The 24,770-nt window shown below is 61.9% G+C and carries 20 protein-coding genes and 1 riboswitch; of the genes, 9 read left to right on the top strand and 11 right to left on the bottom strand.

The window, feature by feature from the left end:
- The first annotated feature begins 45 nt into the window (after window positions 1–45).
- On the top strand, window positions 46–2,343 hold the full coding sequence (locus E8L22_RS17980; RefSeq protein ID WP_136526505.1) for a hybrid sensor histidine kinase/response regulator: 2,298 nt from the start codon (window positions 46–48) through the stop codon (window positions 2,341–2,343).
- Here the strand turns inward: E8L22_RS17980 and E8L22_RS17975 are convergent.
- The 7 genes from E8L22_RS17975 to moaA all read right to left on the bottom strand — a co-directional run bounded on the left by E8L22_RS17975 (window position 2,327) and on the right by moaA (window position 10,293).
- On the bottom strand, window positions 2,327–3,667 hold the full coding sequence (locus E8L22_RS17975; protein ID WP_136526504.1) for a radical SAM/SPASM family putative metalloenzyme maturase: 1,341 nt from the start codon (window positions 3,665–3,667) through the stop codon (window positions 2,327–2,329). The genes E8L22_RS17980 and E8L22_RS17975 overlap by 17 nt on opposite strands.
- Before the next feature lie 175 nt (window positions 3,668–3,842).
- Window positions 3,843–5,825 carry a (Fe-S)-binding protein gene (locus E8L22_RS17970; RefSeq protein WP_136526503.1) on the bottom strand — a complete coding sequence of 661 codons (1,983 nt, stop codon included), beginning with the start codon at window positions 5,823–5,825 and terminating at the stop codon, window positions 3,843–3,845.
- Between the two features lie 353 nt (window positions 5,826–6,178).
- Window positions 6,179–7,525: an FAD-binding protein gene (locus E8L22_RS17965; RefSeq protein WP_136526502.1), complete on the bottom strand. Its 1,347-nt coding sequence runs from the start codon at window positions 7,523–7,525 to the stop codon at window positions 6,179–6,181.
- Between the two features lie 153 nt (window positions 7,526–7,678).
- Window positions 7,679–8,491 carry an electron transfer flavoprotein subunit beta/FixA family protein gene (locus tag E8L22_RS17960; protein ID WP_136526501.1) on the bottom strand — a complete coding sequence of 271 codons (813 nt, stop codon included), beginning with the start codon at window positions 8,489–8,491 and terminating at the stop codon, window positions 7,679–7,681.
- Between the two features lie 107 nt (window positions 8,492–8,598).
- The gene (locus tag E8L22_RS17955; protein ID WP_136526500.1) at window positions 8,599–8,778 is read right to left on the bottom strand and encodes a hypothetical protein; all 180 of its coding nucleotides are present in this window, start codon (window positions 8,776–8,778) and stop codon (window positions 8,599–8,601) included.
- A gap of 43 nt (window positions 8,779–8,821) precedes the next feature.
- Window positions 8,822–9,253, bottom strand: a complete 432-nt coding sequence (locus E8L22_RS17950) for an MOSC domain-containing protein (protein ID WP_136526499.1) — start codon at window positions 9,251–9,253, stop codon at window positions 8,822–8,824.
- Between the two features lie 59 nt (window positions 9,254–9,312).
- Window positions 9,313–10,293, bottom strand: coding sequence for a GTP 3',8-cyclase MoaA (gene moaA / locus E8L22_RS17945; protein WP_136526498.1), 981 nt, complete (start codon window positions 10,291–10,293; stop codon window positions 9,313–9,315).
- A gap of 489 nt (window positions 10,294–10,782) precedes the next feature.
- Between moaA and E8L22_RS17940 the strand changes: the two genes are divergently transcribed.
- The 5 genes from E8L22_RS17940 (at window position 10,783) to E8L22_RS17920 (ending at window position 16,512) form a co-directional block, all read left to right on the top strand.
- Window positions 10,783–11,946 carry an iron-containing alcohol dehydrogenase gene (locus E8L22_RS17940; protein ID WP_136526497.1) on the top strand — a complete coding sequence of 388 codons (1,164 nt, stop codon included), beginning with the start codon at window positions 10,783–10,785 and terminating at the stop codon, window positions 11,944–11,946.
- A gap of 171 nt (window positions 11,947–12,117) precedes the next feature.
- A riboswitch (molybdenum cofactor riboswitch) is annotated at window positions 12,118–12,239 on the top strand.
- 41 nt (window positions 12,240–12,280) lie between these two features.
- The gene (locus tag E8L22_RS17935) at window positions 12,281–14,011 is read left to right on the top strand and encodes an aldehyde ferredoxin oxidoreductase family protein (protein ID WP_136526496.1); all 1,731 of its coding nucleotides are present in this window, start codon (window positions 12,281–12,283) and stop codon (window positions 14,009–14,011) included.
- Window positions 14,012–14,080: 69 nt separating this feature from the next.
- On the top strand, window positions 14,081–14,305 hold the full coding sequence (locus E8L22_RS17930) for a MoaD/ThiS family protein (RefSeq protein ID WP_135872140.1): 225 nt from the start codon (window positions 14,081–14,083) through the stop codon (window positions 14,303–14,305).
- A gap of 1 nt (window position 14,306) precedes the next feature.
- Window positions 14,307–15,158, top strand: coding sequence for a HesA/MoeB/ThiF family protein (locus E8L22_RS17925; RefSeq protein WP_136514148.1), 852 nt, complete (start codon window positions 14,307–14,309; stop codon window positions 15,156–15,158).
- 112 nt (window positions 15,159–15,270) lie between these two features.
- The gene (locus tag E8L22_RS17920; RefSeq protein ID WP_136526495.1) at window positions 15,271–16,512 is read left to right on the top strand and encodes a molybdopterin molybdotransferase MoeA; all 1,242 of its coding nucleotides are present in this window, start codon (window positions 15,271–15,273) and stop codon (window positions 16,510–16,512) included.
- A gap of 438 nt (window positions 16,513–16,950) precedes the next feature.
- On the opposite strand, the gene ahcY is transcribed toward E8L22_RS17920, so the two are convergent.
- From ahcY to E8L22_RS17905, 3 genes are all read right to left on the bottom strand, one after another.
- Window positions 16,951–18,345, bottom strand: coding sequence for an adenosylhomocysteinase (gene ahcY / locus E8L22_RS17915; RefSeq protein WP_136526494.1), 1,395 nt, complete (start codon window positions 18,343–18,345; stop codon window positions 16,951–16,953).
- Window positions 18,346–18,398: 53 nt separating this feature from the next.
- The gene (locus tag E8L22_RS17910) at window positions 18,399–19,316 is read right to left on the bottom strand and encodes an ArsR/SmtB family transcription factor (RefSeq protein WP_136526493.1); all 918 of its coding nucleotides are present in this window, start codon (window positions 19,314–19,316) and stop codon (window positions 18,399–18,401) included.
- A 418-nt stretch (window positions 19,317–19,734) separates the two neighbouring features.
- Window positions 19,735–20,826, bottom strand: a complete 1,092-nt coding sequence (locus E8L22_RS17905; RefSeq protein WP_136526492.1) for an NAD(P)H-dependent flavin oxidoreductase — start codon at window positions 20,824–20,826, stop codon at window positions 19,735–19,737.
- A gap of 143 nt (window positions 20,827–20,969) precedes the next feature.
- Here E8L22_RS17905 and E8L22_RS17900 point away from each other — a divergent pair, with 143 nt between their 5' ends.
- Both E8L22_RS17900 and E8L22_RS17895 read left to right on the top strand, forming a co-directional pair.
- Complete coding sequence (locus tag E8L22_RS17900; RefSeq protein ID WP_136526491.1) at window positions 20,970–21,929, top strand: sensor histidine kinase; 960 nt, start codon at window positions 20,970–20,972, stop codon at window positions 21,927–21,929.
- A 1-nt stretch (window position 21,930) separates the two neighbouring features.
- Window positions 21,931–22,635 (top strand): response regulator transcription factor, encoded by a 705-nt coding sequence (locus E8L22_RS17895; protein WP_135872154.1) that lies wholly within the window; start codon window positions 21,931–21,933, stop codon window positions 22,633–22,635.
- A 150-nt stretch (window positions 22,636–22,785) separates the two neighbouring features.
- On the opposite strand, the gene metK is transcribed toward E8L22_RS17895, so the two are convergent.
- Complete coding sequence (gene metK / locus E8L22_RS17890) at window positions 22,786–23,955, bottom strand: methionine adenosyltransferase (protein WP_136526490.1); 1,170 nt, start codon at window positions 23,953–23,955, stop codon at window positions 22,786–22,788.
- Window positions 23,956–24,219: 264 nt separating this feature from the next.
- Between metK and E8L22_RS17885 the strand changes: the two genes are divergently transcribed.
- Window positions 24,220–24,729 carry a hypothetical protein gene (locus tag E8L22_RS17885; protein WP_136526489.1) on the top strand — a complete coding sequence of 170 codons (510 nt, stop codon included), beginning with the start codon at window positions 24,220–24,222 and terminating at the stop codon, window positions 24,727–24,729.
- Window positions 24,730–24,770 lie beyond the last annotated feature (41 nt).

Here is a 24,770-nt window from a genome sequence, read left to right as displayed (position 1 = left end):
CGGGACGCCGGCGCACCTGCCGACGCTCCGCGAAGGCAGGTATTAATGGGCACTTGGCAGATCAGACATCTAAGCCTGCAGCGAAGGTTTTTCCTCCTCTCCTTCAGCATCGTCCTCGTATTCTCCGTTGCCGTAGCGGTGACTCTCTTCGTCGCGCAAAGAAACAAGCTGGAGCTCACCCTCGAGAACAAGGGAAAGGCCTTCGCTAGTTACATTTCGTCTGTCTGCACCGATGCGCTGATCCTGAAGGATACCCTGCAATTGGATGCCCTGGTTTCGGAGGTGCACGATGACGAGATCATCTACACCATCATCGAGGACGCCGACGGCAACCCGCAGACGACCCCCTTCGCCAGCCTGAACCGCTCCCACCCGCAGGTGAAAAATATCCTGAAAAAGCTCCCTTCCGACGTTTCCGTCAGTACCGTCGTGGACCGCTTGAAAAAAGACGGTGACGTGATCGAGCTCCTGCAAAGGATCAAGGTCGATTCCTCCACGCAGGGGGCGGTCCGCATCGGGCTCAGCCGGCTGAACGTCCACGCGCAGTTGGTGCGCCAGACCGAGATAATCCTGGTGGGCATGCTCTTCATGTCGCTCACCTTCGCGATCGTCCTGAACGTGGTCGCGAACCGGCTGGTGCTGCGCCCGGTGAGCGAACTGGCCCGGGTCGCCGATGAGCTGGCGGCAGGCAACATGGCTGCGCGGGTAACCTGTTCGTCAGTGGGGGAAATCGACACCGTCTGCAGAAGTTTCAACATGATGGCGGAGCGCCTGGAAAGCGACATCGCGGAGCTCAAGCGGGCTGAGGCGAGCGTGCGCTTTGCACAGGAGTCCCAGGAGGCCATCCTGAACTCGATGCCGGACCTCATGTTCAGAACCGACCGGGAAGGGGTCATCAAGGAATACCACACCTCGGAGCAGAACCTTCTTTACCTGCCGCCGGAACAGTTCCTCGGCAAGCGGGTTTCGGAGATCATGCCGGAAGAACCGGCAGGCATCGTAATGGCTTCACTGGCGGAGGCGGAGAAGCACGGCTCCCACCGGGGGGCCGTTTACTGCCTCACAATGCCGCAGGGAGAAATGTGGTTCGAGCTTTCCGTAACCGCGATGGGAACACCGTGCACCGGTTTCATCCTGTTGGTCCGCGACATCACGGCGCGCAGGCGTCTCGAGGCGGAACAGCAACAGCTCGAAAAACAGCTCCTGCACTCGCAGAAGCTGGAAAGCCTCGGTGTCCTTGCCGGAGGCATCGCCCACGACTTCAACAACATCCTGATGGCCATCATGGGGAACGCCGAGCTTGCCTTGATGCGGATCAACAAGGAGTCACCCGCCATTGGGAACCTGCAAAACATAGAGCAGGCCTCCGCCCGCGCCGCAGACCTGGCGGCACAGATGCTCGCCTACTCGGGCAAAGGCAAGTTTGTCATCGAAGCAGTCGACCTGAACCGGCTGCTGCAAGAGATGCTGCACATGCTCAACGTCTCCATCTCGAAAAAGGCGCTACTGAACTTTCATCTCGCCGATACGCTTCCGTGCATCGAAGCCGATGCGACGCAGATACGCCAGGTGATCATGAACCTGATCATCAACGCTTCCGAGGCGCTTGGGGATAATAGCGGGGCCATCACGGTGCAGACCGGCAGCATGATCTGCGATCGCGGGTACCTCAAGAACGTCTGGCCGAACGAGGAGCTGCCGGAGGGGCTTTATGTCTTTTTCGAGATAGCGGATACCGGTTGCGGCATGGACAAGGAGACCGTAGGGAGGCTGTTCGATCCCTTTTTCACCACGAAGTTCACCGGCCGCGGCCTGGGGATGGCGGCCGTGCTGGGGATCGTAAGGGGACACAAGGGGGCGATCGTGGTGTACAGCGAGCCGGAGAAGGGGACCACGATAAGGGTGCTCATCCCGGCAAGCAAGCTGCAGGCGGCGAGCGAAAAGCCCTCTATCCCGGAGGAGGCCGCTTGGGAAGGGGCCGGAAAGGCGCTCCTCGTCGACGATGAGGAAGTGGTGCTGGATATAGGCACCGAGATGCTGAGGGAGCTCGGCTTCGCGACGGTCACCGCGCGCGACGGCCGGGAAGCCCTCGAGGTGTACAGGACTACCCCCGGCATCCGGTTCGTCATCCTGGACCTGACCATGCCACACATGAGCGGCGACCAGTGCCTGGCCGAGTTGAAGAAGATCGATCCGGAGGTTAAAGTCGTCATCTCCAGCGGCTTCAGCGAGATCGAGGTGAAGCAGAAGTTCGCAGGGAGTGAGCCTGCAGGGTTCATTCAGAAACCGTACAGACTCTCCGCGCTCAGGGAGGTGCTCAAGACGGTCAGTCCAGGCACCTGAAGACGCCGGAGCTCCAGAGGCAACTGCCGCAGGGCTCGGAGTTCACGTAGCAGTCGACGTCGAAGCGCTCGGACTGCATCAGGTCGCAGGGAGAGGTGTTGCACTCGGCGCAGGAGGGGTAGTCGTGGCGCAGCACGTTCTCCCGGTAGCGGCGGAAGGGAAGGCTGTTCCAGATCCCCAGCACCCCCTTGTCCTTAACGTTGCCAAAACTCCAGGGCTGCACCGGGTGGAGCCAGCCGTTCGCGAAGGAGCGGCAGTGGTGCCAGAGGTGGTAGCAGGGATGCATGCCGCCGTCCCAGGAGATGAAGGCGCTCCCCTTCTCGACGAAGCTGCAGACGCGGCTCTCCCGCCTTGCCACCTCGGGAAGCTTCAGCTCGATCCCCGTCCTGCGCGCCACCTGCGCCGCCTCCTCGAAGATCTCCTGGCTTTCATGGATGCGCTCGGTGTCCAAGGCGAAGAGGCGCTTCAGGTCGAGTGTCACCCCGCGCTGCTGCGCGTCCGATTTCATCGCCGCCACGTACTCGATGATGGCGCGCTCCTCCTCGGTCTTCTTGTAATTCCACAGCACCTCGTAGTAGCGCCGGATGTCGATCCCCTTAAGCTCCGCCTTGCTCATCCAACTCTGGAAGAGCGAGATGGACTCGTCGCTGGAGAGGTCGTAGCTGCACTGGGAGAGGTGCGGCTCGTCGAAGGGGTGCAGGTGCGACACGAGCGCAAAGCTGACGCCGAACTCGGAGGCCCAGGAAAGAGCGGCCGGGAGCTGGCGCAGGTTGTCGCGCATCACGACGAACTCGACCCCGATCTCCATGTCGGGGCGCCGGCAGGCTACCTTTGCCGCCCCCAGCGCGTTCAGCGCGTGCTCCAGGTCGACCAGTTGGCTGCCGGAACGGATGGAGCTGAAGGTATCGGCATCTACGCCGTCCATGGAGAGGCAGATGCGGTCCACCCCCGCCTCCAGGAGCGACACGGCGCGCAGGTGCGACAGCAAAAGACCGTTACTCTGGAAGCCGACCCAGCTCCCGACCGGCATGAGCTTCTTCGCCCGCGTGATGAAGTGCTCCAGGCGGGTGTTGATGAGCGGCTCGCCGACGCCGTTCAAGACCAGCGCCTCCAAGTTCGGAAGCGCGGGCTCCAGCTGGCTGAAGGTGGCGACGTCGAGGTCGCCGTCCTCGACCCGGCTGCCGTCCGCGTTCTGCTTCATGCACATGACGCAGTTCAGGTTGCAGCGGCTGGTGGTCTCGACGAAGAGCTTCGAGGGGTATTCCAGGAAGGCCGGCTCGTTGTCCGGCATGAATTCAGACAGTGCCGCCGCGTTGTTGTTCATCTTGCGTTCCTCAAAAATCGTGTTGCCCCTCGCCATCCGGGAAAGGAGCCGGGGGGGGAGGTGCCGCCCGCGTCAAGACGTCCCACCCGGTCCTTCCCGGAAAGCGAAGAGTTCTCGGAGCCGCCGAGGTGAGGATGACCCCACCGCCTTCGGCCGCCGCTGTCTTTAAACCGTCCTACCCTTTCGCCGCACCCTTCAGCCCTTCCGCCACCAGCTCGGCGATGTCCTTCACGTTGGTGCCGCCCGTTGAGCGGTCCTTCAGGCCGTCCTCCATCATGGTCATGCAGTAGGGGCAGGTGGTGCAGATGGTGCTCGGGTCGCCGGAGAGCGCCTCGCTCACCCGGTTAAGGTTGATGCGCTCGCCCAGGTGCTCCTCCATCCACATGCGCCCGCCGCCTGCGCCGCAGCAGAAGGAATTCTCTCGGCTACGCTCCATCTCCGCTGGAGCGCTCCCGGTGGCGTGGGCGATGACGGAACGGGGCGCCTCGTAGACGCCGTTATGCCGGCCTAAATAGCAGGAGTCGTGGAAGACGATGTTGCCACCCTTCTTCGCATGGTGATCGAGCTTCAGCTTACCCTGCGCGATGAGCGACTCGATGAACTCGGCGTGCGGAATCACCTCGAGCTCGAGGCCGTACTGCTTGTAGTCGTTTTTGAGCGTGGTGAAGCAGTGCGGACACTGGGTGACGATCTTCTTCACCCCCTTCTCCTGGAAAAGCGCCACGTTCTCCTTCGCCATCCTGTCGAAGAGGTACTCGTTCCCCAGGCGGCGCAGGCTGTCGCCGCAGCACTTCTCATCCTTGCCGAGGATGCCGTAGGAAACCCCGGCCGCCTCGAAGATCTGCGTCATGGCGAGCGTCACCTGCTTGCTGCGCGAGTCGAAGGACCCCGCACAGCCGACGAAATAGAGGTACTCCGTCTTTCCCGCCTCGAAGAGCTGCACGTCGCGCCCGCCGGCCCACTTGCCGCGCTCGCCCGGTGCGATCCCCCAGGGGTTGGAGCGCTGCTCCATGTTCTCGAAGAGGTTCAGAAGCTCTTCCGGGAAGTCCGCCTCCATCTGCACCAAGTGCCTGCGCATCTTGGTGATCTTCGGCATCTGCTCGATGAAGACCGGGCAGGCGGCAAGACAGGCGCCGCAGCTCGTGCAGGACCAGAGCGCGTCGGGCTTGATGCATCCCTCACCCTCGCCGATCACCGGCACGGTCGGCTCACCGCCGCGTTTCAGAAGATCGCCGTTGGCAAGGAGGTTCACCTTGATGTCGTGCATGACGAGGCGCGGGTTGAGCGGCTTGCCGGTGTTCGCGGCAGGACAGGACTTCTCGCAGCGCCCGCACTCGGTGCAGGAGAAGGAATCGAAGAGGTCCTTCCAGGTGAAGCGGTCGATGCTCCCGGTGCCGAAAACGTTTCCCTCCTCGAACTCCTCGCGCGGCTGGGTGTTCGGCGTCTCCAGCTCCTTGAAGAAACAGTTCGGGATGGCGGCCAGGATGTGCATGTGCTTGCTGTAGGGAAGGTAGTTCATGAAGAAGAGCAGCACCGCCGCGTGCAGCCACCAGGAGAGCTGCGCGACACTCTTCAGGGTCTCGCTCCCCTCCCCCGCCAGTATGGCCGCCAGCGCCGAGGAAACCGGCATCGCCTGCGCCGCCTGCTCCTGCCCCATGGCGATCTCCGCCGCGTGCAGGCCGAAGTAGGCGAGCATGAGCGTCCCGATCATGGAGAGGATGCCGAAGGCCTCGCCGGTGCGGGCCCCTTCGTAGGGAGGCGCCACCGCTCTTCGCACCAGGGCGATGACTACCGCGGTGAGGGCGCAGAGCGAGACGAGGTCAAAGGCGAAGACGAGCGGCAGGTAGAGCGCCGCGGGGAGCAGGCTGGAAAGTTTCGCTGCCGGGAACACCCCCGCGAGCAGGAACTCCGTGTTGGCTACCGCGAGCACCAGGAACGACCAGAAGATGAAGACGTGGTTGATGCCGAAGGGACGGCTCACCACCCTTTTCTGCAGGAAGGCGAAGAGGAACATCCCCTTGAGCCTCTCGGGTAAACTGGAGAGACGGTCTTCGGCCGCGCCGACGGCGACCAGGCTGAAGCGGCGATAGCAGCTCCAGGCGAAGATGGCGCAAGCCGCCGCCAGGAGCGGCGTGAAGATGACAGGATTAGGTTGCATGAACGTATCCTTGTAGTTGTTTTTTTCGAAATCCGGTTAACCCGCTCGAGCCCGCAGCGGTGTCGTAACAGAGCAGCACCCCTCCCCCTGGAGGGGGGAGGCTGGGAGGGGGAAGCCGGTTCAAGCCGCTGCACGCCCCCTACCTGTCCCTCGCCCCTCGTAGGGCTTCGATCCGCAGGCAGGGCTTGCCCCCCGTAGGGCTTCAGCCCGAAGGGGGGAGAGGGCTAGGGTGAGGGCGGTGCCTCAACCCCACGTCGACGCATTACCACCGTAAGCGGCGCCCTCACCCCTACCCTCTCCCAGAGGGCGAGGGAGAGTTTTTGCAAGATGTCCGTGGCGGGAAGAAGCGTCCCTTACGCCGCCTTGACGTCCTTCACCTCGACACCGTTCGAGGCAGCCTTCATCTCCCGCAGCGCCGCCGTGATCGCCGGGACCACCTGGAACAGGTCGCCCACGATGCCGTAGCTCGCCACCTCGAAGATGGGGGCCTCCTTGTCGCGGTTGATGGCGATGACGAGGTCGGAATCCTGCATCCCCACCAGATGCTGGATCGCACCGGAGATGCCGCAGGCGATATAGATCTTCGGGCGTACCGTCTTGCCGGTCTGCCCCACCTGGCGGTCCGGCGGCATCCATCCCGCGTCCACCGCGCTGCGCGAGGCGCCCACTACGCCCCCAAGCTCGTCGGCCAGTTCCTGCAGCATGGCGAAGTTCTCCTTCGCCATCAGGCCGCGCCCCCCGGAGACGATGAATTCCGCGCCGGCGATATCCACCTCGCCCGCCTTCTTGTCGCGGATCACCTCGAGCACCTTGGTGAAGACGTCCGCCTCGTTGATGGGAAGGGAGACATGGATGATCTTACCCTTGCGTCCCGCCTCCTGCGCCGGCATGGGCATGACGTGCGAGCGTACCGTCGCCATCTGGGGACGGAAACGGTCGCACATGATGGTCGCCATGATGTTGCCGCCGAAGGCCGGGCGGGTCTGCATGAGGTTGCGCTTCGCGTCGATGTCGAGCCCTGTACAGTCCGCGGTGAGGCCGGTCTTGACGCGGGTTGCGACGGCCCCGGCGAGGTCGCGCCCCATCCCGGTCGCGCCCATGAGCACGATCTCCGGTTTGAACTTGTCGACCAGGTGGCAAAGGGCGTCCAGGTACGGGTAGGTACGGTAGTTGGCGAAAACCGTCTGATCCATCAGGTACGCCTGGTCGGCACCGTAGCTGAAGGCCTCATAGCAGAGATGCTCGACCTTGTCGCCCAGCACCACCGCCGAGAGCTCCACGCCGAGCTTCGCCGCCAGTTCCTTACCCTTGCCGAGGAGCTCCCACGAAACGCGGGCCGCCTCCCCTTCCGTCTGTTCGATGAAGACCCATACGCCGCGGTAAGCCGCCACCAGTTCGCGGCGTGCCAGCTCCTCCGGGTCGGCCTCATCCTCGGCGAGGTCCTGCTGACCGGCGAGCTGCGCCAGGATCTCCAGCTCCTCCTTCGAGTAGAAGATCTCCAGGGCCGAGCCCGGGCAGGCCTTCACGCACTTGAGGCAGCCGATGCACTTCGAGAGTTCGATTTGCGGTTCCCCCGCCTCGCTCATCTGGATGCCGTCCACCGGACAGCTGCTCTGGCAGCGCGCACCGCAGGCGATGCACTTCCCCTCTATGAGCCGAACCTTCCCCCGCGGCTTTTTCAGTTTTTTCACCTCGCTCATCAACCGTAGTCCTCTCGTTATTAAATTAAGGCTCAAGCAGTTCCATGCATCCCCTCCCCCGGAGGGGGAGGGTCAGGGAGGGGGCGCAGCGACTATCCTCGAACAGCTTCCCCCCTCCCGACCTCCCCCCTCCGGGGGGAGGAGCCGTGGTGACTATACAGCCAGCATGTCCCTGGCCACCAGCTTCTCCAAGAGGAGCTTTGCGGTCCCCGTGGGGTCGTTCAAACCGTCGCCGATCATCTCCCCCGCCGCACGCTGCGGCGAGAAGATCCTGCTCACCCAGGTAGGCGATCCCTTAAGGCCTATGCCATTGGGGTCGAGCTTCAGGTCGTTGTTGCTCCAGACCTTCACCTCGCTCCTGGCCGCCTTGAGCCGCATCGGGACTGTCGGGTAGCGCGGACGGTTCAGTTCGCGCACCACCGTGATCATGGCCGGCAGCTTCGCCTCAACGATCTCGTAGCGCCCCTCGAGTTTGCGGCGCACGCGGATTTTTCTGGAAAGGAAGTCCAGATGTTCGATGCGGTCCACGAGCGTGAGTTGCGAGAAGCCGAGCCGGATGGCGATGCCCGGGCCGACCTGGGCCGTATCGCCGTCGATGGTCTGCTTGCCGCAGAAGACCAGCCCCACCTCGTCATCCTGGGCCAGTTTCCTGATGGCCTCCGCCAGCACTTTGCTGGTGGAGAGCGTATCCGCGCCGCCGAAGGCGCGGTCCGAGCAGAGGATCGCTTCATCCACGCCGAGAGCCAACGCCTTTCTGAGTGTCGCCTCCGCGTTGGGCGGTCCCATCGAGAGGGCAGCCGCCTTGAACCCGTAGCGTGCCTTCATGCGGAGGCTTTCCTCCAGGGCGTGGGTATCGTAAGGATTTACGATGAAAGGGATACCATCGCGCACCAGCGTATTAGTAACCGGGTCGATCTGCACCTGAGTCGTATCCGGCACCTGTTTAATGCAAGCCACCACGTACATTGAAGATCCTTTCTTTTACCAACTCTGTTCAAACCCGTTGTCATAGGCCACAAGGTCCACAAGGTCCAGAGCGTCCACCGGGGCCATCAAGGTTTTAGTGCCACCGCCTAGTGGGTCGCCTCACCCCTCGAAATCTCCCACTGTTCCCTGAAAAGTGCGAACGCCTCGCGCATGATGAAGGAAGCCTTTTTCCCCCTTTTGTCCATGAGCCTCTGGATGGCGTCCCGCTCGTCGTCGCTCATGCGTATCGAGATGATGTTCACCTTCTTCTGACTTCTGTCCTTCATGACCTCTCCCCTTCTTTGCCTGCTGATTTGAATATGCCGCCTGTTACAGCAGCTCGATCTTGTCCTCGGGGCGCACTACGCCGCCGCTCACCACGGTGGCGAAGATCCCCTCCTTCGGCATGACGCAGTCACCCGCCTGGTAGTAGATGGCGCACCGGGTGTGGCAGACCTTTCCTATCTGGGAAACCTCCAGCACCACCGGCCCGATGCCGATCCGAGTCCCCACCGGCAGAGTCACCAGTTCGATGCCGCGCGTGGTGATGTTCTCCGCGAAGTCGCCCGGCCCGACGGCAAGCCCCAGCGCGATCATCTTGTCGATGCTCTCCTCGGCTAAAAGGCTCACCTGGCGGTGCCAGTCCCCCGCGTGCGCGTCGCCGATGATGCCGTAGTTTTCCCTCAGGTGCACAGCCGGCGCCGGCTTTTTCCTCTCGCCCTTATTCTCGCTTACGCTGACCGCCACTACAGACGCGCTCATAGTCTCCTCCGTTTATGCCAGTCCCGGTCCCACCTTACACGAGCCCCGGTCCCCGTCTTCTAACCGCCTATCCTCGACATGTTGACCACGGCCTGCTCGGCCCCTTCCTCGGCGATATGGTGCCGTCCCGGCTTCTGCGTCACGATGCGGCTAAGCGCCTCGTGCAGCGGGCCGGGATCGTCGGAAGCAAGAAGCGGCTTCAGGTCCATGCCCTGATCCGAGAAGAGGCAGCCGCGCACCCGGCCGGTCGCCGTGATCCTGATCCGGTTGCAGCTCTCGCAGAAGTGCCCCGACACCGGGGTGATGATCCCGATGGCGCCCGCGGCACCCTGTATCTTGTAGTTCCTGGCCGGCCCCGCCATCTCGGAGTTCACCAGCGGCAGCAACGGGTAGCGCTCGGCGATGCGCGCGAGGATCTCGCTTCCGGGCATGCTCTGGGCGCCCCACCCTTCGTCCTGCAGGGTCGGCATGTACTCTATGAAGCGCACCGTGAACGGATGGTCCAGGGTGAGGGCGGCGAAATCCAGGATCTCCTGGTCGTTCACCCCGCGCATCACCACCATATTGATCTTAAGCGGTCCGAAGCCCGCCTCCTGCGCCGCAGCAATCCCGGAGAGGACCCGGTACAGATCGGCACCCCGGGTGATCCTGGCGAAGGTATCCGCCCTCAACGAATCGAGGCTTATGTTTAGCCGAGCCACCCCGGCCTGCCTGAGCGGCTGGGCTAGCTCGTCGAGGAGGAGCCCGTTGGTGGTGAGCACCAGTTCCTTGAGTCCCGGGATCGCCGAGAGGCGACCGAGAAAATCAACGATGCCTCTTCTGACCAGCGGCTCCCCGCCGGTCACCCTTATCTTTTCTATCCCCTGCGCGACGCAGGCCGAGGCCGCCCGGTAAAGCTCCTCGTAGCTCAGCATCTCTTTATGCTCGAGCTTCGCCACCCCCTGCGCCGGCATGCAATAGCTGCAGCGCATGTTGCAGCGGTCGGTGACCGAGAGTCTCAAGTAGTTGATCCGCCTGCCGTAGGTATCGATCAGTGCCATGCCACATCCCCCCGTGAAACACGCCTCGCCGTATACAAGGCAATATCGGTACCAACTGTTCCACTTCGGCGCAAAAAGGCGCGTCTGGCACTAATGAGGCAGGAAGTAAGATGGTGAATACACAACAAACGAACCAATTTTTGGGATTTTGAATTCAACAGGCAGGCACTGCGGGGATCATCGGTTTACCGTCCAAAACGTCCGTTCCACAAAAGCACAAACGCTCCATAATGGAACGCCGCAACTGTTCGATTTCAGAACGCAACCTTTGGGCGTCGGGAGGTTAACGTAAACAAAGGATTCGTTAAGTATACGGTATCCTATGAAAATTGTTCGGGCTGGCAAAAAAATGCGTTTACGGTGAATTCTGGTACGCCCCTTGCGAAAGCGTAGAAAACCGTTTTAGGAAAGTGTATGCAGCACCGCACGAATCTTAAAATAATCAAACCCGGTGCAAATAGCCCGGAAAAACAACAGGGGGAAAGAAAAATGGCATTAGGAGAACAGACTTACGGCTTCTTCATTCCGACGGTTTCGCTGATGGGCATCGGTTCCGCTAAGGAAACCGGTGAGCAGGTGAAGGCACTGGGCGCATCCAAAGCTCTCATCGTAACCGACAAAGGTCTTTCGGCTATGGGCGTTGCCGACAAGATCAAGGAGCAGGTGGAAGCCACCGGCGTAAAGGCCATCATCTTCGACGGCGCCGAGCCGAATCCGACCGACATCAACGTTCACGACGGCGTGAAGGTGTACCAGGAAAACGGTTGCGACGCGATCATCTCCCTGGGCGGCGGCTCCTCCCATGACTGTGCCAAAGGCGTTGGCCTGGTCATCGGCAACGGCGGCAACATCCGCGACTTCGAAGGCATCAACAAGTCCACCAAACCGATGCCGGCATTCGTCGCCATCAACACCACCGCCGGCACCGCTTCCGAAATGACCCGTTTCTGCATCATCACCAACACCGACACCCACGTGAAGATGGCCATCGTCGACTGGCGCTGCACTCCGAACATCGCCATCAACGACCCGCTGCTCATGGTCGGCAAGCCGGCCGCTCTGACCGCGGCTACCGGTATGGACGCCCTCACCCACGCAGTTGAGGCATACGTCTCCACCATCGCTACCCCGATCACCGACGCATGCGCCATCAAGGCCATCGAACTGATCGCCAAGTACCTCTCCAAGGCTGTCGCCAACGGCGAAGACCTCGAGGCACGCGACAAGATGGCTTACGCCGAGTACCTGGCCGGCATGGCGTTCAACAACGCTTCGCTTGGCTACGTTCACTCCATGGCGCACCAGCTGGGCGGCTTCTACAACCTGCCGCACGGCGTCTGCAACGCCATCCTGCTGCCGGCCGTCAGCCAGTACAACCTGATCGCATGCCCCGAGCGTTTCGCCGACATCGCGAAAGCCCTCGGCGAGAACGTCGACGGCCTCTCCGTGACCGAAGCCGGCCAGAAGGCGATCGACAGGATCCGCAGCCTCTCCGCTTCCATCGGCATCCCGACCGGCCTCAAGGCCCTCAACGTGAAGGAAGAGGACCTCTCGATCATGGCGGAAAACGCAAAAAAGGACGCTTGCCAGTTCACCAACCCGCGCAAAGCGACCCTTGAGCAGGTCATCCAGATCTTCAAGGATGCGATGTAATAACGCTGCAGCATGATCCCCGCCCCCGGAGGGGGAGGGTTAGGGAGGGGGGAATTCCTGGCTCCCTCCCTCCCGACCTCCCCCCTCCGGGGGAAGGGGTGAAGAGTAGGGGCGAATGATTATTCGCCACCGCACCACCCAACAGATGCGTAAGCGGTGTCGGGTCAGTCTGGCATCAAAAATCTCCGAGCCGTGTCGAGCCTAAAAGGGACCTCCCCTCATGGCTCCAGGCCAACGGGTTGCCCTGGAAACGGTGCAGCCTCCCTCTTGGAAAGGAGTCCCGGCTGACGTCAAGCAGCCGGTAGAACAATTTAAATTAGGGAGCTTGAAAAGCATGGATAAGATTTTTCGCGTCAACATGACCGACCTCACCACCAAGATCGAAGAAGTTCCGGCAGCCTGGGCAGGCCTTGGCGGCCGCAGCCTCACCTCCACCATCGTTGCAGCCGAAGTACCGCCGACCTGCCACGCGCTTTCCGCCGAGAACAAGCTGGTGTTCGCACCCGGCCTTCTGACCGGCACCCCGGCAGCCAACTCCGGTCGCCTCTCCGCAGGCGCCAAGAGCCCGCTCACCGGCGGCATCAAGGAGTCCAACGCAGGCGGCACCGCGGCACAGATGCTGGCGAAACTCGGCATCAAGGCCCTCATCATCGAAGGCGCCCCCAAGGGTGACGCCTGGTACAACCTCGCCGTCGGCGTGAACGGCGTCACCATCAGCGAAGAGAAGGAACTGCTGGGCCTTGGTAACTTCGCCGTCATCGACGCGGTCGAGGCGCGCCTGGGCAAGAAAACCGGCGTCCTCACCATCGGCCCGGCCGGTGAGCTGAAGATGACCGCCGCCAACATCTCCGTCAAGGACCCGGACAGCAAGATCCGCAGCCACGGCCGTGGCGGCCTGGGCGCAGTCATGGGCTCCAAGCAGATCAAGTTCATCTCCATCGACGGCGAAGGCGCTCCGGGCGTGAAGATCGCCGATCCGGACAAATTCAAGACTGCCGCCAGGGCGTTCTCCAAGGCCATTCTCGAGCACCCGGTCTCCGGCGAGGGGCTGCCGACCTACGGCACCAACGTCCTCGTGAACATCCTGAACGAGGCCGGCGGTCTCCCGACGAGAAACTTCACCACCGGCCAGTTTGAAGCTCACGACAAGATCTCCGGTGAGACCATGTACGACACCATCGTAGCGCGCGGCGGCAAGCCCAAGCACGGCTGCCACGCCGGCTGCATCATCCAGTGCTCGCAGGTCTACCACGACAAGGACGGGAAGTACGTCACCTCCGGCTTCGAGTACGAGACCATCTGGGGCCTGGGTGCCGACTGCTGCATCGACAACCTGGACGACATCGCCCGCGCCGACAACCTGATGGACGACATCGGGATCGACTCCATCGAGACCGCCGTCATGTTCGGCGTCGCAATGGAAGCCGGCATCCTCAACTGGGGTGACTCCAAAGAGATGCTGCGTCTTTTGACCGACGAGATCGGCAAGGGGACCGCCCTTGGCCGCATCCTTGGCGGCGGCGCAGGCTCCGTGGGCCGCACTTACGGCGTGACCCGCGTACCGGTCGTCAAGAACCAGGCGATCCCGGCCTACGACCCGCGCTCCGTCAAGGGGATCGGCGTCACCTACGCCACCTCCACCATGGGCGCCGACCACACCTCCGGCTACACCATCGCCACCAACATCCTGAACGTCGGCGGCTACGTCGACCCGCTCAAGAAGGACGGCCAGGTCGAGCTCTCCCGTAACCTGCAGATCGCGACCGCCGCGGTCGACTCGACCGGTATGTGCATCTTCGTCGCCTTCCCGGCGTTGGACATACCGGAGTGCCTCCCGGCCCTGATCGACATGATCAACGCCCGCTTCGGCATCGCCCTCACCGGCGACGACGTCACCAACCTGGGCAAGTACGTCCTGAAGACCGAGCGCGAATTCAACCAGAAAGCCGGTCTCAGCAACGTCCATGACCGCCTCCCGGACTTCTTCAAGAACGAGCCGGTAGCGCCGCACAACGCGGTGTGGGACTTCACCGACGAGGAACTCGACGAGTTCTGGAACTTCTAGAAGCAGCCGACGCCCGGCGTGACGAAGGTCACGCCGGGTTTTTCCGTTTGAACCACGAGCAGGTGCCTCATGCAGATAACTCTCAAACTTTTCGCTACTTTCAGAAACGGCAGGTTCAAGGTGGCCGAACAGGAACTCGCCGAAGGAACCGAGGTACGCGCCGTGGTGCTCTCTTTGGGTCTCACCGAAGAGGAGATCGGCATCGTCATGCTGAACGGCCGGCACGGCGAACTGGACAGCAAGCTCGCCCACGGCGACACCCTTTCGCTCTTTCCCCTGGTCGGAGGAGGCTGACATGCATAACGCCCTCGTCTTTTTGAAGGAACAGACCAAGGACGGCCTGCTTTCCTGGCGCGCCCAGGACACCACTGCGAAGCTCTTCGACATAAGCCACGCCGCGGTGGAGTGGCTCGCCCTGCAAAACGGCATCCTTCCGGCCCGCTACCAGCGCAACAGGAGCATGATCGGTGTCGAAGACCAGTTGCGCCTGTTCCAAAGCCGCGTCGCCGTGATCGGCTGCGGCGGCCTGGGCGGCTACGTCCTCGAGGAGTTGGCGCGTCTCGGCGTCGGTCAGATCGTCGCCATCGACCCGGACATCTTCGAAGAGCACAACCTGAACCGGCAGATACTTTCCTCGCCGGCGTCCCTTGGCCAGCCCAAGGTGGCGGTCGCGGCGGAACGGCTTGCCCAGGTGAATCCGGCCGTCACGGTGACCCCCATCGAGGACGCCTTCTGCCTGACCAACGGCTTCGAACTCCTTGCAGGGGTAAGCATCGCGGTCGACGCCCTGGACAGCATCCCCTACCGCCTGCAGCTGGCCGAGGTATGCACACTGGCCGGAATTCCCATGGTGCACGGCGCCATCGGCGGGTGGTACGGACACGTGGCCACCCAGTTCCCCGGAGAGACCACGGTGCAGAACATCTACCGGCATTGGGTGGCCGGCAAGGGGATCGAGCAGCAGCTCGGCAACCCCTCCTTCACACCGGCCGTGGTGGCGAGCCTCGAGGTCGCCGAGGTCTGCAAGGTCCTGCTCGGCAAGGGAGAGCCGTTGAGAAACCGCAAGCTATCCATCGACCTCTTGGAAATGGAAATGCACGAGATATCGTACGCCGAGGTTCCGGTCAAGCTGGTGAACGCGGCGTAAAGAAACAAAGAACCTCCCCCTCCCGCAAGGGTAGGGGCTTGGCCACAAAGATCGTGGCTGCAATTAACTACCGGCGCCACGACGGCGCCAGACAGCACCGAGGAGGTGCACCATGCCAAGCTTTGAAGAAGCGCGCGGCATCATACTGGCCCACGTGAAGCCCCTTGGGGAGGAAACCGTTCCGCTGATGGACGCCTTCGGGCGTGTGGTAAGCAGGGACATCATCGCCCCCTGGGACCTGCCGCTTTACGACAACTCCGCCATGGACGGCTTCGCCGTGCACGCAGCGGATTGCACCTCCGCCCCCACCCGCCTCGCCATCACCGGCTTTCTACCCGCCGGGGGCGACGTCGCCGCCACGGTCGAGCTTGGATGCGTGGTGCGCATCATGACCGGAGCCCCCATCCCCCCCGGCTGCAACGCCGTCATACCCCTCGAGGAAGCGGAAGTGGACGGGGACCATGTGGTGATAAGCCACAAGGTGCTCCCCCGGCAGCATGTGCGCGTGAGAGGCGGCGACGTAACCGCCGGCGCCCCGGTCCTCGCCGAGGGAACAGGGATTCGTCCCGCCGAGGTCGGCATGCTGGCCGCCATGGGACAGGCGCTGGTGCCGGTGTACCGCAAAGCGCGTGTGGCCATACTCTCCACCGGAGATGAACTGATCGAGCTGGGCGAGCGCCCGGTCTCGGGCAAGGTGATCAACTCCAACGCCCTGTCGCTGGCCGCCGCGGTACGCGAGGCGGGTGCCGAGCCGGTACTGGTCGGCATCGCGCGCGACAAGGTGGAAAGCCACCGGGAGAAGATGCTGCAGGGGCTATGCTGCGACGCGCTGATCACGTCGGCCGGTGTTTCCGCCGGAGACCGGGATCTCGTGCGCGAGGTCGCCGCCGGGCTTGGGGCCGAGGAGCTTTTCTGGAAGATCGGCATGAAGCCGGGGGGGCCCACCGCCTTCTCGACCTGGCAGGGAAAGCCCATCTTCTCGCTTCCAGGCAACCCGGTCTCCACCATGGTGACCTTTGAGCTTTTGGTGAAGCCCGCCCTCTTGAAGATGATGGGGCACCGGAAGGTGGTTCCCCCGTTCGTGAAGGGAATTCTCGCCGAGGACGCCCACAAGAAGCCAGGCAAGCTGCACTTCATCCGGGTGACAGTGAAAAAGCGTCACGGCAGGCACGTCGCCTACTGTGCCGGCGAACAGCACACCGCGATCCTCAGCACCATGACGAGGTGCGACGCGCTCGCCGCCCTCCCCTGCGACGCGACCTTCATCCCGGCCGGCAGCGAAGTGGATCTCGCCCTTTTGAGGGAGGTCGACCTGGTCAGCGAGTGCGAGGCGGCCGTCGGCTACCTGCATTGATGCTGAAAGGGTAATAATAATAATTAATTTGCTATATTTTTCTTCCCGAATATGCGATATAGTGCATCGTATCGTTTTGGGAGGTGAAATATGAACGAGCTGTTGATTCTGGTAGGAATAGTGGTCGTCTGGGTGGCGCTGCAGCGTTTCATCCTGCCCCGGATGGGGATTGCGACCTGAATGTCGCCGGCATGCACCCCTGGTCAGGGGAAGAAGAAAAAAGAAGATAGCGAGCAGGAAGGATAAGAAAGGGCGCCGGTCAAACCGAGCGCCCTTACTTTTTGTCTTGAGTGTTTCTGTACCGCCCCTGTAGGGCCGAATAATCATTCCCCCCCTCTCCCGGAGCAAAGATGCCCCGGGAGAGTTTGGCAGTCAGTCAGTTAACATAGAACGTAGAACGTTGAACGTCCTCTCGGTTCTGTAGAACGTCCTCTCGGTTTAATACCTGTAGTGCTCCGACTTGTACGGACCTTCCTTCTTCACGCCGATGTACGCCGCCTGTGCGTCGGACAGCTCGGTCAGCATGGCACCCAGGGTCTTCAGCTGCAGACGCGCCACCTTCTCGTCCAGCTCCTTCGGCAGGATATATACGCCCACCGGATACTTGCCCGGGTTGCAGAAGAGCTCCATCTGCGCGAGCGTCTGGTTCGCGAAGGAAGAGGACATAACGTAAGAAGGATGGCCGGTGGCGCAGCCGAGGTTCACCAGGCGACCTTCCGCGAGCAGGATGATGCGCTTGCCGTCCGGGAAGATGACGTGGTCGACCTGTGGCTTGATGTTCTCCCACTTATACTGCTTGAGCTTCGCCACCTCTATCTCGTTGTCGAAGTGACCGATGTTGCAGACGATGGCGTTGTGCTTCATCGCTTTCATGTGGTCATGGGTGATGACGTCGATGTTGCCGGTGGTGGTGACGAAGATGTCCGCCTTGTCCGCCGCCCACTCCATGGTGACTACCTTGTACCCTTCCATGGCCGCCTGCAGGGCGCAGATCGGGTCGACCTCGGTGACCCACACCTGGGCCTGCAGCCCGCGCATCGCCTGGGCGCATCCCTTGCCCACGTCGCCGTAGCCGCAGATGACGGCAACCTTGCCGGCCACCATGACGTCGGTGGCGCGCTTGATGCCGTCCATGAGGGACTCGCGGCAGCCGTAGATGTTGTCGAACTTCGACTTGGTCACCGAGTCGTTCACGTTGATGGCCGGGAACTTGAGCTTCCCTTTCTCGAACATCTGGTAGAGACGGTGTACGCCGGTGGTGGTCTCTTCGGTAACACCCTTGATGCAAGCTGCGGTCTTCGCGTACCAACCCGGCTTCTCGGCGAGGCGCTTCTTGATGGCAGCGAAAAGCACCTCTTCCTCCTCGCAGGTCGGCTTGTCGAGGACGGTCGGGTCCTTTTCCGCGTCGCTGCCAAGGTGCAGCAACAGGGTCGCGTCGCCGCCGTCGTCAAGGATCATGTTGGGCGCACCGCCGTCGTGCCACTCGAAGATCTTGTGGGTGTAGTCCCAGTACTCGGTGAGGCTCTCACCCTTGTGGGCGAAGACCGGGATCCCGGCGGCGGCGATGGCTGCCGCGGCGTGATCCTGGGTCGAGAAGATGTTGCAGGAAGCCCAGCGGACCTCGGCGCCGAGCGCGGTGAGAGTCTCGATGAGCATGGCGGTCTGGATGGTCATGTGCAGCGAGCCCGCGATGCGCGCCCCCTTGAGCGGCTGGGCCGCCGCGTACTCCTCGCGAATCGCCATGAGACCCGGCATTTCGGTTTCCGCGATGATCATCTCCTTGCGGCCCCAATCGGCCAGCGACATATCCTTTACGATGTAATCCTGTTTCACGTTATTCTCCTTTCGATGGTCTTGCTGTCTAACCTTCTAAAACTCCGTGTCTTTCATGCCTTTACCGCCTGCACCAGCAGCACGTCTTCAGCACCGTTTCCTGAGGAGACGCGATCTATGGTGATACCTGAAAACCCTGCTCCCTTAAGCCACCCCTTCAACTCACCATCCTCGAAACCGAGCCACTGGTCGGCCAATTGTTCCCTGGCCCATTCCTGTTCGTGACGCGCAAGGTCGGCGACAAGCAGTGTTCCCTGCGGCGCAAGCACGCGCGCGATCTCGGCGAGCACCGTTTCCGGCCTGGCGGCATGGTGCAGCACCATGTTGGCTACCACGCAACCCGCTCCTCCGTCGGCAAGCGGCAGGTGGTTCATGTCACCAAGCCTCAGTTCGGCCCCCTGCACCCCGTCCTTAGCGAGCCTGCGACGCGCTTCTTCCAGCATCGCGGGAGAGTGGTCGACACCTATCACCCGCCCCGCCCGACGCGCGAGCTCCGCGAGGAGCGCTCCGGTGCCGACACCTATCTCCAAAAGCACCGCCGCCTCAGGCACCTTGTCCAGGAGGCTTTCCTGGTATTCGGGCACCGGCAGGAGCGTGCGCGAGAGCAGGTCCCACTGGGCCGCGTGCCGGTCGAAGAACTCCTGGCTTCGTTTGCGGCGCGCCTCCAGGGCCTGCGCCACGGCGGCCAGATCCTCACGGCGCTCGGGAAGCTGCTCAAGTTCGCGTTCGAACTCGGGCCTGATGGCGCAGAAAAACGGGTTGGCGTCACCGGCGCGGTAGTAGCTCCAGGTTCCCTGGCGCTTCACCGCAAGGACACCGGCCTCGGCCAGGATCTTCAGGTGCCGCGAGATGCGCGACTGTCCCATCCCCATGATCTGGGTGAGCTCCTGAACGGTGAGCTCCGCGTTCAGGAGCACGCCGACCAGCCGTAGGCGGCAAGGGTCCGCCAGTGCCTTGAAAAGTTCCAACATGTCTATATCAACTCTCGCTATTCTTATAAATCAAGTTTTCTTGATATAGCACAGTACGCCGCCGCCGACAAGACGGAAGGCATATTATTTCCTCCTTATGCATAGCCTGCCGCAGCATATTCCCTCCATCCTCCCTCTCCCTCCGGGAGAGGGCCGGGGTGAGGGCCTCGGCAGATGCAATTCCCTCACTTCGTGGCAACGCCCTCACCCGGCCTTCGGCCATCCTCTCCCACCTGCGGACCGAAGCCCTACGGTGGGCGAAGGCACGATGGGAGAGGGGTCGGGAAAAACCAAAAATCCCCCAGCGGCACGAAGCCACTGGGGGATCTGGTGATTCCTGCGCAGAAGCGGCGCCTCGCCGGCCTTTAAAGGTGCCCGGCGCAAGGTGCGCTCCTGCGTTTGGTGCGTATTTACTGGATCAGGCTGCCTTGTCCTCGGCGACGGCACCTTGCGCGCCGAAAATCTCGTCGAAGATCTCCTGTACCGTCTCCATGCGATTCGCCTTCCAGGCGTTGGTGCCGCAGAAGATGAGACCGGAGTCGACCTCGCCGCGCTGGGCGCGATCAAGGGATTTCACGATGCAGAAGCGCTCGCCGCTCTCCCTGTAGGAGCATTTCTTGAGACAGCCGTACGAGCAGACCGAGGAGTGGTCGCGGTCGTAGTCGAAGATCCCCTGCTGGTTACTGAGAATGGCGCGCCCCGGAAGACCGGCCGGGCTCATGATGAGGCCGATGTCTTCCTTCTTGCAATCGAGGTAGGCCTGCTTGAAGGCATCCTCGGCGTCGCACTCGACGGTGGTCACGAAGCGGCTCGCCATCTGAACGCCGTCGGCCCCTTCAGCCAGGGCGTGCTCGACGTCGGCGCGGTCCCATATGCCACCGGCCGCGATGATCGGAATATCAAGCCCGTACTCGGAACGGAAGAATTCCTTCACGCCGCGCACGGTCTCGTACTGGTCGTACTCACCGGTGCCGATGTTCTCCATCTTCTCGCCCAGGTGCCCCCCGGCGGTATCCGGGTCCTCGACCACGACGGCATCGGGAAGACGGTTGTAGGACTTATCCCATTTTTTGGCGATCAGTTGCGCTGCACGCACCGAGGATACGATGGGGATGAGGGCGACGTCGGGCGCGTGCGCGGTGAGCCCGGGGAGGGTCAAGGGAAGGCCGGCGCCGCAGACAAGCACCTTCGCCCCCGCCTCGACCGAAGCCACCACGAGTTCCTCGTAATCGGTGAGGGCGACCATCACGTTGACGCCGATGATGCCGTCCGGGGCGATCTCGTAGGCCTTGCGGATCTCGTCCTTCAGCGCCTGCGCGTTGCTCTTGAGGTAGTTTTTGCCGTCGAAAAACTCGCTGTTCAGGGTTATCCCGGGGGAAGCCACCAGGCCCACACCACCGCACTTAGCGACGTGACCAGCCAGCGAGCCCGCTGAAATTCTTACTCCCATGCCGCCCTGGATAAGCGGGTATCGTGCCTCGTGTTTACCAATGCGCAACGGCTTGAACATAACTCCTCCTGAGTATCAGACTGCGACGTAAACACATTATCAGAGAACGTCGACGGCTTTTGTAATACTAGTGTAAAAACAAACGCCCCCAGTACTCTCAGATACCCCTTGCAAAAACGAGGCAGCGATGCTACGTGTGTGGCATGAAAATGAACCGGAAACTCTCCAACCCGTTGATTGCACTGATAGGGATCCAGCTGATTTGGGTGGTGATGGTCGTCTCCTGGGTCTACTGGTTCATCGGAAGGAACAAGGAGTTCAAAGCCCTCGCCCTGCGCTACAAGCCCGAACTGGTAACTCACGGGGTTGAGTGGATCGTTCTGGTCGAGGGGCTGCTGATGGCGGTTGCCATCCTGGCCGGGGTCTATGTCATCTTCCTCTATTGGCGGCGGCAGGCGAACCTCTATCTGCAGCAGCGCAGCTACATATCCCAGTTGACCCACGAGCTTAAGTCCCCGCTCGCCTCGATCCAGTTGCACCTTGAAACGGTGAAGATGAGGGAGCTCCCCAAGGAGAAGCTCGACGGCTTCCTCGACACCATGCTCTCCGATACCGAACGTCTGAACATCCTGATCAGCAACCTCCTCATGGCGACGAGGATCGAGTTCCGTCAGTTGGGCGAAAAGGCGAAGCAGATCGACTTCTCAGGGTTCGTCACCAGCTATCTCGAAAGCAAAAACGGCGACCTCCCGGAGGGGGGCAAGCTGACGGTGGAGATCGAGCCGAACATCACAGCGACCATCGACGCGGAAGGGATGGAGATGGCGCTCAGAAACCTCTTCGAGAACGCCCTCCTTTACTCACCGGTATCGCCGGAAATCCGCGTGTCGTTGAAGCGCAGCGCAAGCGGCAGGCAGTGCGTGCTCGACTTCCAGGACAACGGCAAGGGGCTAGGAAACGACGAACTGGAGAAGATATTCGAGATGTTCTACCGGGTGCGCACGCCGGGGGAGAACATCAGGGGAACCGGTCTCGGGCTCTACATCGTGAGAAGCGTGGTGAACGCACACGGCGGCAAGATCTCGGTCGAGAGCCCCGGGCCCGGCAAAGGCTGCACCTTCCACATCACCCTGCCGCTTCAGGGCAGGCAGCAGCGAGGATAGGATGTCCGGCGAAAAACCGCACATACTGCTAGTCGAGGACGAGATGCACCTGGCGCGCGGCATCACCTTCAACCTTGAACAGGAAGGGTACCTGGTGAGCCACGTGGAGAGCGGCGAGGAGGCACTGGAGAAGGTACGGATGGAGAAGTTCGACCTGATCATCCTGGACGTCATGCTCCCCGGGATCGGAGGGTTCGAGGTCTGCGAGAAGATACGGGGGCTCGATTCGCGCGTCCCGGTTCTGATGCTGACGGCACGTTCCGCCGAGAGCGACCGCATCTCGGGGCTTGCCGCCGGGGCGGACGATTATCTGATCAAGCCGTTCAACCTGAAGGAGTTTCTGCTCAGGGTATCCGGCATGCTCCGTCGCAGCGCGTGGTACCGCCCCGAACCGGTCGAGGAAGGGTATAGTTTCGGCGACAACGAGGTCTTTTTGCTCTCCTACCGGGCAAGGACGCGGCAGGGTGAGATCGACCTGACCGATCTCGAGGTGCGCATGCTGTCGCTTTTCTTCCATCGCGAAGGAGAGGCCATCCCGCGTGGGGAGATCCTGGAGAGCGTCTGGGGTTACGCCACCGATGCCGAGACACGCACGCTGGACAACTTCATCGTGCGGCTCAGGAAGTACTTCGAGCCCGAGCCCTCCCGCCCGGTTTTCTTCCAGACCGTGCGCGGCGTGGGGTACAGGTTCAGCAAAAAACCTTAACGGCGGTTCAACGTTCAGCGTTCAACGTTCGCCGAGCTTGTCCGACATACCGCAACGATATCGCTACTGCCACATTGGCAAAACAAAAGGCCCTCCGAAATACCGGAAGGCCTTTTGTTTTAACGTGGAACGTTGAACGTTGAACGGGTGTTAGAGCCCCGCCTTCTCCCTGATGATCGCGGCCTTGTCGGTGCGCTCCCAGGTGAACTCGGGGAGCTCGCGGCCGAAGTGGCCGTAGGCTGCGGTCTTCTTATAGATCGGACGCAGCAGGTCGAGCTGCTCGATGATGGCGCGCGGACGCAGGTCGAACACCTCGCGCACGATCTCGGAGATGCGCTTGCTCGGGATCTTGCCGGTGCCGTTGCAGTCAACCATGACGGAGACTGGCTCGGCAACGCCGATGGCGTAGGCCACCTGCACTTCGCAACGCTCGCAGACGCCGGAGGCGACGAGGTTCTTCGCCACGTAGCGCCCCATGTACGCCGCGGAACGGTCCACCTTGGAGGGGTCCTTGCCGGAGAATGCACCGCCACCGTGGGCGCCGTGCCCGCCGTAGCTGTCGACGATGATCTTGCGGCCGGTGAGACCGCAGTCGCCCATCGGGCCGCCGATGACGAAACGGCCGGTCGGGTTGATGAGGAACTTGGTGTTCGCATCCATCAGGTTGGCCGGAATGATCTTCTTGACGACTTCCTCGATGATCCCTTCCTTGATCATCTCGTAGGACACCTCGGGGGTGTGCTGCGACGAGATGACGACGGTGTCCACGTGCACCGGCTTGTCGTCGATGTACTGGATGGAAACCTGGGACTTGGAGTCCGGACGAAGGAAGTCGAGCACGCCGGTCTTCCTGACGTCGGCAAGCCTCGACACCAGTTTGTGAGCCAGCAGGATCGACATCGGCATCAGTTCCGGGGTCTCGTTGCAGGCAAAGCCGAACATGAGCCCCTGGTCGCCCGCGCCCTGCTCCTTGAACATCCCCTCGCCTTCGGTGACGCCCTGGGCGATGTCCGGGGACTGCTTATCTATAGAGGTCAGCACCGCACAGGTTTCCCAGTCAAAGCCCATGGCGGAATCGTGGTAGCCGATCTCACGGATCGTTTCACGCACGATCTTCGGATAGTCGATGACCGCGTTGGTGGTGATCTCGCCTGCGATCACCGCCATGCCGGTGGTGACAAGCGTTTCGCAGGCCACACGCGACTTGGGGTCCTGAGCCAGGATGGCGTCGAGGATGGCGTCGGATATCTGGTCGGCAACCTTGTCCGGATGCCCTTCAGAGACAGATTCAGAGGTAAAGATGAAGTCCTTCATTTCCATAAGGTGAGACCCCCAGAAAAAGTGTGCAGCTAGTGTATAGGCAAAGCGGAGAGATTGTATAGGCGCCATTTTCCTTTGTCAACGATTAAGTACAGCAAATTTCAACACATTTTACCGGGGTACTGCGGCCGGCTCCCCTACCACTCAAACATTAGTTGATACCAATAGAACATCCGTTACAATCTTTTCTCGATGCGAAACAGTGAGGGGGCATTGCACCTTGAGCGCAAAGAGCTGAACTGAAAAGGCTTTGAGGGAGGAATTATGAAATTGCTTGCGGTGATGCTGATGTGCCTGTTACTCGCAGCCTGCGGTGGCTCCGGGTCGGATCAAATTTCCGGCACTGACGGCAACGTGCACATCCCGGAACCGGCGAACGGAACGGTGCGCGTCCTCGTCACCACGCAGGGGCCGGTTGCCGACGCCATCCTCTACGCCGCCCAGTTCACCTTGCGCCTTCCCGCCGGAGTCTCCGTGCCGACCGATGCCGACGGTGCCGTCGCTGACGGGGTCGTGGCACCGGCCATCGGAGGAAGCTATGTCGGCGCCGCCGTGGTGACCCCCTCCTCGACGGCCTCCGGACCCGTACTCGCCGTCAACATCGCCAATCCGGTCGGTATGACCGTCGGCCCCCTGGTCGCCTTCACCTGCACGACGGCAGCTGTGGCCGCCCCTACGGCGGAGTCCTTCACCCTCGACGCATTCTCGGCCCGCAATGCAAGCGGCGCCGCCATCTCCGACATCACGTCCCGCCTTTCCCTCCAAACGAAATGAGCGGCTGACGCATACGCCAACCGCTCATCAAAAACGGCCGC

The sequence above is a fragment of the Geomonas ferrireducens genome, assembly GCF_004917065.1.
GTDB lineage: Bacteria > Desulfobacterota > Desulfuromonadia > Geobacterales > Geobacteraceae > Geomonas > Geomonas ferrireducens.
The sequence above is the reverse complement of the archived record's forward strand: the minus strand, read 5'-3'. Positions and strand labels throughout refer to the sequence as shown.

Excerpts from the sequence above, each read along its gene's own strand:
- E8L22_RS17935 (WP_136526496.1), top strand. The coding sequence starts at position 12,281 with ATGGATAAGATTTTTCGCGTCAACATGACCGACCTCACCACCAAGATC.
- E8L22_RS17960 (WP_136526501.1), bottom strand. The coding sequence starts at position 8,491 with ATGTACGTGGTGGCTTGCATTAAACAGGTGCCGGATACGACTCAGGTG.
- moaA (WP_136526498.1), bottom strand. The coding sequence starts at position 10,293 with ATGGCACTGATCGATACCTACGGCAGGCGGATCAACTACTTGAGACTC.
- E8L22_RS17980 (WP_136526505.1), top strand. The coding sequence starts at position 46 with ATGGGCACTTGGCAGATCAGACATCTAAGCCTGCAGCGAAGGTTTTTC.
- E8L22_RS17925 (WP_136514148.1), top strand. The coding sequence starts at position 14,307 with ATGCATAACGCCCTCGTCTTTTTGAAGGAACAGACCAAGGACGGCCTG.
- E8L22_RS17885 (WP_136526489.1), top strand. The coding sequence starts at position 24,220 with ATGAAATTGCTTGCGGTGATGCTGATGTGCCTGTTACTCGCAGCCTGC.
- E8L22_RS17950 (WP_136526499.1), bottom strand. The coding sequence starts at position 9,253 with ATGAGCGCGTCTGTAGTGGCGGTCAGCGTAAGCGAGAATAAGGGCGAG.
- metK (WP_136526490.1), bottom strand. The coding sequence starts at position 23,955 with ATGGAAATGAAGGACTTCATCTTTACCTCTGAATCTGTCTCTGAAGGG.
- E8L22_RS17930 (WP_135872140.1), top strand. The coding sequence starts at position 14,081 with ATGCAGATAACTCTCAAACTTTTCGCTACTTTCAGAAACGGCAGGTTC.
- E8L22_RS17970 (WP_136526503.1), bottom strand. The coding sequence starts at position 5,825 with ATGCAACCTAATCCTGTCATCTTCACGCCGCTCCTGGCGGCGGCTTGC.
- E8L22_RS17920 (WP_136526495.1), top strand. The coding sequence starts at position 15,271 with ATGCCAAGCTTTGAAGAAGCGCGCGGCATCATACTGGCCCACGTGAAG.
- E8L22_RS17910 (WP_136526493.1), bottom strand. The coding sequence starts at position 19,316 with ATGTTGGAACTTTTCAAGGCACTGGCGGACCCTTGCCGCCTACGGCTG.
- E8L22_RS17940 (WP_136526497.1), top strand. The coding sequence starts at position 10,783 with ATGGCATTAGGAGAACAGACTTACGGCTTCTTCATTCCGACGGTTTCG.
- E8L22_RS17895 (WP_135872154.1), top strand. The coding sequence starts at position 21,931 with ATGTCCGGCGAAAAACCGCACATACTGCTAGTCGAGGACGAGATGCAC.
- E8L22_RS17905 (WP_136526492.1), bottom strand. The coding sequence starts at position 20,826 with ATGTTCAAGCCGTTGCGCATTGGTAAACACGAGGCACGATACCCGCTT.
- E8L22_RS17965 (WP_136526502.1), bottom strand. The coding sequence starts at position 7,525 with ATGAGCGAGGTGAAAAAACTGAAAAAGCCGCGGGGGAAGGTTCGGCTC.
- E8L22_RS17955 (WP_136526500.1), bottom strand. The coding sequence starts at position 8,778 with ATGAAGGACAGAAGTCAGAAGAAGGTGAACATCATCTCGATACGCATG.
- E8L22_RS17975 (WP_136526504.1), bottom strand. The coding sequence starts at position 3,667 with ATGAACAACAACGCGGCGGCACTGTCTGAATTCATGCCGGACAACGAG.
- E8L22_RS17900 (WP_136526491.1), top strand. The coding sequence starts at position 20,970 with ATGAAAATGAACCGGAAACTCTCCAACCCGTTGATTGCACTGATAGGG.